Origin of the sequence: Loktanella sp. IMCC34160 (genome assembly GCF_004145845.1) — a bacterium.
GTDB lineage: Bacteria > Pseudomonadota > Alphaproteobacteria > Rhodobacterales > Rhodobacteraceae > SELP01.
Map to the genome: position 1 here is coordinate 239,641 of NZ_SELP01000006.1, position 7,397 is coordinate 247,037.

Sequence of the window (7,397 nt, forward strand, 5' to 3'; positions counted from 1 at the left end):
CTCCAGAACCGTCCGGAGTTTCAGGATCGACCCGGAAAAGCGGCGCCCGGCCCTAAACTATCAGTGTCGTGGAGGGCAGCATGAATTTGGATCTGGCGGATCGACGCGGTGCCATCAACGTCAACCTGTGCGCGAGAAGTGACCTGGGATCCGGCATTTCCAGGCGCTGATCAGTTCTTCGGAAACAGTCCTCTTTCCCCCGAAAATTCAATCAAAGGAACTTCAATACCCCGAAAAAGCAACCCCCCGCGAGGCGGCAACCTAGCGAGGGGGATTGGTAGAAAACCATGGGACGGCAATCCCGTAAGGCTCAAACTCTAGCCAGAATCTACCGATCTCCTAACAATCAGGCAAGTCCCAAACGCGATTTCGCGAACAGAAAAGTTTTGCCCAATGTTAAGCTGGCCTGCCTCGTTCAACAGTGAGGAACGAGCAAATGACCTTCATTCAAGTCGGGGCCGCGCGCAGGCAGGCCCGCCAACAGTATCACAACGGCCTTCCGGAGGGCTGGAACCGCGACCGGTTTCGTCAGCTCTGCGTGTCCTACGCCCAGATCCAGGGATGTTCCGCCGAATGCGTGCGCACCCTTGAGACCATCATCGACCTGGTCTCGCCCACCAGCTTCACCGATCCCTTCGTGGATCCCTTCTGCTATGCGCGGCAGGAAACCTTGCTGGGAGAACGCCCTCTCAACGGTCGGAGCCTGCGGCGCCATGAGGCACAGCTGGAAGCCATCGGCCTGATCGACCGACGTCTTGGCGCCAATGGTTCGCGCTGCAAGCGCAAGCGGCTGGGGCTCTATCTTACCCCCGCCCTGAACCGGATCGGCGACATGCTCGATGCCGTGGAGAGCCTCCGGGAGGAACGCCAGCTGCACGACGCTCTTCGTGGTGATCGTTCGCGACTGCTGCGCCACGTCAAGGCCACCTTTGAGACGTTAGGCGAGTTGGGTGTACACTCTGCGGAGCTGATCGCCTTGAAGGCGTCCTTCATCGACTGGCCGCGCTCGGACCGGCTGATCTCGATGAGTCTCCCGGTCCTTGAAGAGCATGTCGAGACAGCTCGGGAACTCCTCATGCGGCTTGTGGAAATCGTGCAGGAGTCGCAGAAACTCCATGAAGAAATGTCCGGTCAACCGGACTCTGGCGACCGGTGTCATATACAAGACCAAATAGAAGAAAGGATATTGTCCTGTAACGCCACGGGCGAGGATAAGCGGACCTCGGGCAAGCCCTCGGACGCTCATCTTGTTGGTGCCGGGCCTGACGGCCCGTCACGCTGCTTAGAAAAGCAGGATGGCGAAGCCGGTGAGGAGATCAAGGCGGGTCTCTTGTTGCCAAGGATCAGCAACTACGGGCTCTATGCCTTCGCCTCGGAAGAGATGCGGATGCACATCGACATCGCGGCCAGTGGTAACCCGAACCCCAATCCCACGCTTTATGCGATCGAAACCGGTGTCTGGACCCGGCTCTCCGAGATCGGCACCAATATTTCGGCCTGGCATGACGCCCTCTACCAAATGGGTCTTCTGGGTGCGATTGTCGCCGGTGTCCTGACCGATGCGAAGGTCTCCGACCCAATACAGCCCGTGGCCAACCCAGGTGGATACTTCCGGGGCATGACCAGAGCGGCCAAGCGCGATGAGCTAAACCTCGTCGCGGGCTGGATGGGGCTGGTTGCAAGGCGCGCCAAGGAAGAGGAGCGGGGTCAGAGCTGATGTTGGAGGATTACCTCGCGATCGCCTCCGTGTTGGCCGAGGCCGCTGCGCTAGGCCAGATCGGTGTGGACGAAGTCGTCGCCCTTGTAGAGGAGCTGAAGCCGATAGGCTTTGGCGCAGGCATAGGCAAAGCAATCGCCCATGTTCAGCTTTGCAGGATGGCCAACCAGCTTGCCGTATTTGGCCGCCGTGGCGCGGGCGTCCCGGCCGATCGAGTCGGAGATATGAATATCCTTTGCGCCGGCCTCTACGAGCAGGCTCGCCACCATCTCTTCAGCGGCTTCATGCATTGCATCATCAAAGTGCGCCCTGCCATGCGCGCGCGCCATCGCCATGGCCAGCGAAATCACAGCCTCGAAACGCGCAATCGGCGAGGAATAGACCTTTCCCTTTGCGGCTTCGAGTGCGGCCAGAAACCCGTCCGCCTCGGGCTCGTCTTTCAAGATCGCCACGATGGCCGATGCATCCACGAACATCAGAGACCTCCGGAAAGGTCATCCATGAGCGGCTTGTCGTCAAAGCCGTCAGGACCAAGGCCGAGATCCCTTGCGCGCTTCCGCAGACCGGCCACTCTCTGGGCCAGGCTCTTCTGTTGGCTGAGCGCGTCCAGTTGGCTTTCGAGGGCCAATCGGACGGCGTCGGTCTTGGTCAGGCCCGCGGTTGCTGCCAGTTTGTCAGCGAGATTGTTGACGACTTCGTCTCGGATGTAGAGTGGCACGGTATATCCCTTTCGAATATCCAGCATAGCAATAATGTATATTCATTCGCGAGAAATGCAATGGGCAGCGAGAAGTCGGCTTCTGTCTGACTTACACTGCCCGCGGGAGAAATGCCCCCATCTGGTGGTGATCTACCATAAAATGACTAGATGTGGTGTCGCGTTCGTGCTATGTTCCCGGTATAGATTGTCATCTGAGGATGCGTCCTATGCACCATGATTTTGGAAACCCGCTCCCGGCGACGCCAAAACAGATCGCCTATGCCCGGAGCCTTGCTGCCCGAAACCACGTCGTCTTGCCCTGGGAGGTTCAGCAGGATCGAAAGGCGATGAGTGACTGGATCGATCAGCAGGCGAGCCAGAAGCCATCGATGAACGATCTTCCGTCCTCGCGGCAGGTCCAGTTTGCCGAGCGGATCGCAAGGATGAAGCGCCGGCAGATCCCGGACGAGTGCTTCCGGAGTCGTTCGCTGCTGTCCGGCTGGATCAACAGCAATCGCTAGAGCCGTCATCCGTCGTTCGCGGGGATCTCAGGAGCAAGACCATGATGCCGATCCCAAGGCAGAGCCATGCCGTCGCCAGGACACCGAAGATTGCGCCCGTCACGGCGATCGCGAAAAAGCCCGCCAGCCGTCTTGGCGACCGGCGGGGGTCGGTCTTCGGGTGTTTCGGCGAAGTCGACAATCCTTCCCTCGCAAATCGCAATCATTCGGAGGCACGATGAACGTTCAAGCCATGTCATGCAATTGGTGCGGTGGCCCCCGAGGCTTTGACGCCAGCGAGGCCTGCGGCAACTGTGGCGAGATGCCCCCTCCCCCGCGGCCGGTCGTGGTGACTCAGCCCGAAGTGGTGTTCCGGACTCGGCGGCTGACCGCTGCGGACGGAAAGTGATGCATTGCGCAAAAGCGGACTTTGCAAAGTCATTTACCTGCCCCATCGTCTGCCTTCAGGTCGTGCCCGGCCCTTTGCCGACCTTGGGGATGTCCTTCGTTTGCTGCGGTCGCAGCACGCATTGCTGCCGTTCGCCGCGAGCGCGCGTTTTATGTCTGTGTAGTTCAGACGACAGAGTGCTGGACAGTCGCGTAATAGAACCAGAGTTCGACGCCTTTTGATCCGCAGAGGCCCCAATATGAAATAGCGAGACCGATCTCGCGCACACGATGGGCTCGGTTCTTACATTCTTCTTGGCACGCTTCGATTGCCGCGTGGGAATAAAGCAAAGCAACGGTGGCGGTCAGTGCAATGTACAGCATTAGTTTTCTCCGGTATCCGAGTTCGCCCGAGATCATTGAACGCTGACCCCGTGTCGTTGGTATGCTGTCCGTCCTTTGATCTGTTAACCTGTACGCCTGAAAAAAAGGCAGTCCGGTCCGGCACTGCAATCTTTAGGCTTTCGGGCGCTGAAAGATCTTCATGAGATATCCTCATTTAGACTACAGATAAGCCTTGCAAAACTCTCGCAACGCGAACTCAACTGATCTTTAAATGAGAACATTGCAATACGGGGCACGGCTCGGCACCGATGCGCCCCGAAAGACTGGGAGGCCGCAATATGCTAGATGAAGACTATCTGAGCCATATCGACCGACTGCGATACTTGAAAAACATCCGCCCAGAAACCTTTCGGCGAATGGGCAATAAGAAGCTGCAGAAATTCCTCTCTGAGGTCGACCGTCTCCCCAGTAAGGGAGGGTCCGAGGCTTCAATTTCGCGCATCCTTTCGCAGCCGGGGACCGGGCAGTGGCTCGAATGCGCGCTCCAGGAGTCGTCGGCCCTCCGTGCAAAGATTGAGAACGCACTGGCTGTTGGCGATATCTTCGGTGCCGATGGCAGTAAGCAGATTGACGCTCTATTCTCCACCGATTCCGACAATAAACAGCCGTCATCCGCTATGGATGTAGGGCTTGTCACGCTACACCCCGTCAAGCGCGTAGTCGTCAAAAGGGCAACCACCCATCCTCACATGGGAAGTCAAGAGCGTGCTGCGGCACGGAAGCTAAAGACCGCCTTGGTCTGCGGTGAATTTCCGGTTGTGCACTGGCCCGCGGAACCATGGTCGGGCGCACCTTTGGCCGCGCGGTCTTTGGCAAGCCACCCTGATCTGTCAGCTCTCTATTCAGAGATTGTATTCGTTCGTTGCACTAACCCCGAGGCTCCTTTCCTCAAGGAAATGCGAGACCTTGCCGCAGAGTTTGGGGAGCAACCTTCTGACGGAAGGCTGCCAGTAACGCTCGCCGAAATCGTGCACCGACAAAAGCTCCTCTTGGTGTTCTGCGATGCTTGTCATCTACCAGCCCGCAGCAACTGGACACACGCGGAAGGGCAGCCTTCGCGGATCTTCGTCGACGAGATGGTCCGCGCCCACGAATCTGGCCCCTGCAGGTTGCTCTCAATAGGCCGATCGATGGCGATGGAGGAGGTCTTGGAACGTCATGGTAGCGTTGCGACATCCTCGGCGCTCGCCGGCGAACTGATTGATGCCCTCCGGTATACCGGCTCGAGGTTCAAGGACTACCGGAAAATGGAGGCCCATTATCGAGCGGCGCGCGCCATACCGGAAGCGATGATTGAGGGTAACCGGCTCAAGCGCGCCCAGTGGCACTATGAGACCGACCAAGTTCGCCTCGACCGTGAGGTCTGGCCTGCCAACCTTCGACTAAGGGCGTTCTTCGCAAGCGATCTTGGTAACTTCGGATACTTTGACCCAACGCGTGGTTTTGCAGCCTTGGCCGGCCCTCGCCCCTGGCCGGAAGATATCGAAATGCTTCACGACGATATTGTAGGCTATCTTCGGCTTGCTGAGGTCGGTTCGCGCCGGTCTGAGCTGCACGCACTTAGATACTGCTCCACGGCGCTCCACTGGCTTTCTTATGGTGGTTATGAGGCACTCGTAAGGCCTTCAACGCATTGTCCAAAAGGAGATGTGCGTCTCCGGGAAGTTAAACTCGATACTTTTGAGAATATCGTCGCAGATGATCGGACTCCATTGCGGGCGCCTCTCAACACGTTCAACCGTGCCGGTCATGTCATCGAAAAGAAGGTGTTCGCCTTGGGCATAGGAATCAAGGCGCTGGTTCAGGATCAATGGCGTAGGTCTGAGCCCGAACAGCGAGCGGAGGCCCATTATCGCATTGCGTGGCGTCTATGGCACCAGAATCAAAACAAGGATGTCTTGCGTGAAGAGTTTCCATATTTCCCAATGCAGCATCGCCACAGCGTTTTCCTAGCAGGCGAAACAATCAGACACCTGATGGCCGCTGCCGGCCAACTTGATCCAGACGCGCATCCTGAACTCGCTGACGTAACCGGGCATTGGTCCGAGTTTCCGTCCGCGCCCGGCTCAGAAAAGCACGGTTGCGACCCCGAAGACGTTGTAAACTTTTGCTACTCCGAGGTTTACCAGAGGTACATTAATCGGAATACTTGGTTCAATCGTGGACCGAGAGTGGGAAGTGCAGCCCGTGCTCTCTCCAAACGGCATGGGGCATTCGGATACGCAGCAGAGCTGCTACAGTTGATGAGCGAGGATGGTCGGCTCGGGAAACCTCATCCTGCTCTGCACCCGTCTTTCCATCCATCTTTTATTCGGGAATGCGGGTACGCACTACTCGATCTCGGGATGCTCTCACAGGCCCTCGAATGCTTTCAAAAGCTTAATGTAGACGCGACAAGTGTCGAAGAGAGGATATTTGCAAAGTTTGACGAGTCATTGGTGTTAGCAGAACTAGGAAATCTAAAGGAGGTCTGGAAAACCCTTGAGGAAGCTGAAGCTATGTGGACGTCCCTTCCTAGGCCTAAACAGAAGTCGTCTGAAAATACCTTCAGGAAGCGTTTGACCGCCCGTGCAGCTCACCTCAACTACCTGGAAGGCGATTTCGGGCTGGCGCTTATGTCGCTTAACAAAGCCGAAACGATGACACCGGAAATGACTCATATCCGCTTCGCGGCGATGGCAAAGATGGGTGTTGATCCAGAAATAATTGCAGCGAAGGCCACAAACGAGGTTTATAAGGCTGCGAATGGAGTCGGTCAGCACGAAGCGATCGGCTTTATGATAGCCAATGCCCATGCGGTCCGGAAGTTTAGCCCAGACGCTGCGGAAGAAGCCCTAGAGACGGTTTTCGAGGAAGTGCTTCGCACCGGATGTTCCGAACGGACACTTCTCCGCTTACTGCTGGAGGCCGGGCGCACTTTGGCAGCGCAAGGACGTTTGTTGCGCGCTTTCGCTACATATGCTTATCCTTGCGCAGTGCGAGCACGAGCGCGAGGTTTCGCTAGAATTGCCAACACAGCCGAAGAGCTCTGCTATCGCCTGCTAAGGCGCATCGACTTGTACCAACGTGCCCACACTGCGAAGGCATGGGCACGCGCGATTGCGGCCGCAGAAAAGAACGACCGCATAACAGCCTCGAATGCCGAACATGGCCGCAGCAGCACAGAGAACGACCCCCTATTTGGGTTTTTCTTCGACGCGCCGAGCCCGGTCCTTCTTCACCTGGCAAGCCGTCGTGGGATTGAGCGGCTAGCTCGAGATCTGCGTCGATCTCGTCACAATGGGTCGCGGTTGGGTGCGATCACGCAACCCCGAATCGCTATCACTCGCGAGCGCCTTTCCGACTAGCTCATGGCAGCCAACGACCTGAGAATTAATACTTGGATCCGCGGAATTTCATTGACTATCGCGCAAGCTGTTGAATTCAAGCATCGCCAAGGCGCAAACTTGGGCGGCCCACAGCTGCCTTTCATCGACAGGTCAAGATGCTGCGATCGTAGCCCGCTTTGCGGTCATTCGCTGCGTCTGCAAATTCGAGGCATCGGCGAACTGGTAAGCGAACAAAACGCCCTTTCGCTGCATCTGCGCCAACGGCCGCTCCGGAAGAATCCTCGTATCCTGTTAGTTCGGATCGGGCTCCCCTATGGTGTACCAAACAAACATTGCAACGATGACACCCAAGGTCACAA

At 57.3% G+C, this 7,397-nt stretch carries 7 protein-coding genes; 4 read left to right on the plus strand and 3 right to left on the minus strand.

The genetic code is table 11. From position 1 onward, the window contains the following. Nucleotides 1-436 precede the first annotated feature (436 nt). Nucleotides 437-1,717, plus strand: coding sequence for a helix-turn-helix domain-containing protein (locus EU803_RS15875; RefSeq protein ID WP_129684612.1), 1,281 nt, complete (start codon nucleotides 437-439; stop codon nucleotides 1,715-1,717). A 50-nt stretch (nucleotides 1,718-1,767) separates the two neighbouring features. Here the strand turns inward: EU803_RS15875 and EU803_RS15880 are convergent, their stop codons facing one another. Further along, a complete protein-coding gene (locus tag EU803_RS15880) occupies nucleotides 1,768-2,193 on the minus strand; it encodes a type II toxin-antitoxin system VapC family toxin (RefSeq protein ID WP_129684614.1) in 426 nt (141 codons plus the stop codon). Further along, the gene (locus tag EU803_RS15885) at nucleotides 2,193-2,462 is read right to left on the minus strand and encodes a type II toxin-antitoxin system VapB family antitoxin (protein ID WP_129684616.1); all 270 of its coding nucleotides are present in this window, start codon (nucleotides 2,460-2,462) and stop codon (nucleotides 2,193-2,195) included. The genes EU803_RS15880 and EU803_RS15885 overlap by 1 nt, the downstream gene beginning before the upstream one ends. 182 nt (nucleotides 2,463-2,644) lie before the next feature. On the opposite strand from EU803_RS15885, the gene EU803_RS15890 reads away from it, so the two are divergent. Next, nucleotides 2,645-2,938, plus strand: coding sequence for a hypothetical protein (locus EU803_RS15890; protein WP_129684618.1), 294 nt, complete (start codon nucleotides 2,645-2,647; stop codon nucleotides 2,936-2,938). Nucleotides 2,939-3,490: 552 nt separating this feature from the next. Here the strand turns inward: EU803_RS15890 and EU803_RS15895 are convergent. Next, entirely contained in the window at nucleotides 3,491-3,688 is a 198-nt protein-coding gene (locus EU803_RS15895) for a hypothetical protein (RefSeq protein WP_129684620.1), read from the minus strand. A 299-nt stretch (nucleotides 3,689-3,987) separates the two neighbouring features. Here EU803_RS15895 and EU803_RS15900 point away from each other — a divergent pair, with 299 nt between their 5' ends. Both EU803_RS15900 and EU803_RS18760 read left to right on the plus strand, forming a co-directional pair. Further along, nucleotides 3,988-7,056, plus strand: a complete 3,069-nt coding sequence (locus tag EU803_RS15900; protein ID WP_129684622.1) for a hypothetical protein — start codon at nucleotides 3,988-3,990, stop codon at nucleotides 7,054-7,056. Between the two features lie 3 nt (nucleotides 7,057-7,059). Next, nucleotides 7,060-7,397: hypothetical protein (locus EU803_RS18760; protein WP_207209223.1), on the plus strand; the 338-nt coding region annotated here is incomplete at its 3' end.

Excerpts from the sequence above, each read along its gene's own strand:
- EU803_RS15875 (WP_129684612.1), top strand. The coding sequence starts at position 437 with ATGACCTTCATTCAAGTCGGGGCCGCGCGCAGGCAGGCCCGCCAACAG.
- EU803_RS15880 (WP_129684614.1), bottom strand. The coding sequence starts at position 2,193 with ATGTTCGTGGATGCATCGGCCATCGTGGCGATCTTGAAAGACGAGCCC.
- EU803_RS15885 (WP_129684616.1), bottom strand. The coding sequence starts at position 2,462 with ATGCTGGATATTCGAAAGGGATATACCGTGCCACTCTACATCCGAGAC.
- EU803_RS15890 (WP_129684618.1), top strand. The coding sequence starts at position 2,645 with ATGCACCATGATTTTGGAAACCCGCTCCCGGCGACGCCAAAACAGATC.
- EU803_RS15895 (WP_129684620.1), bottom strand. The coding sequence starts at position 3,688 with ATGCTGTACATTGCACTGACCGCCACCGTTGCTTTGCTTTATTCCCAC.
- EU803_RS15900 (WP_129684622.1), top strand. The coding sequence starts at position 3,988 with ATGCTAGATGAAGACTATCTGAGCCATATCGACCGACTGCGATACTTG.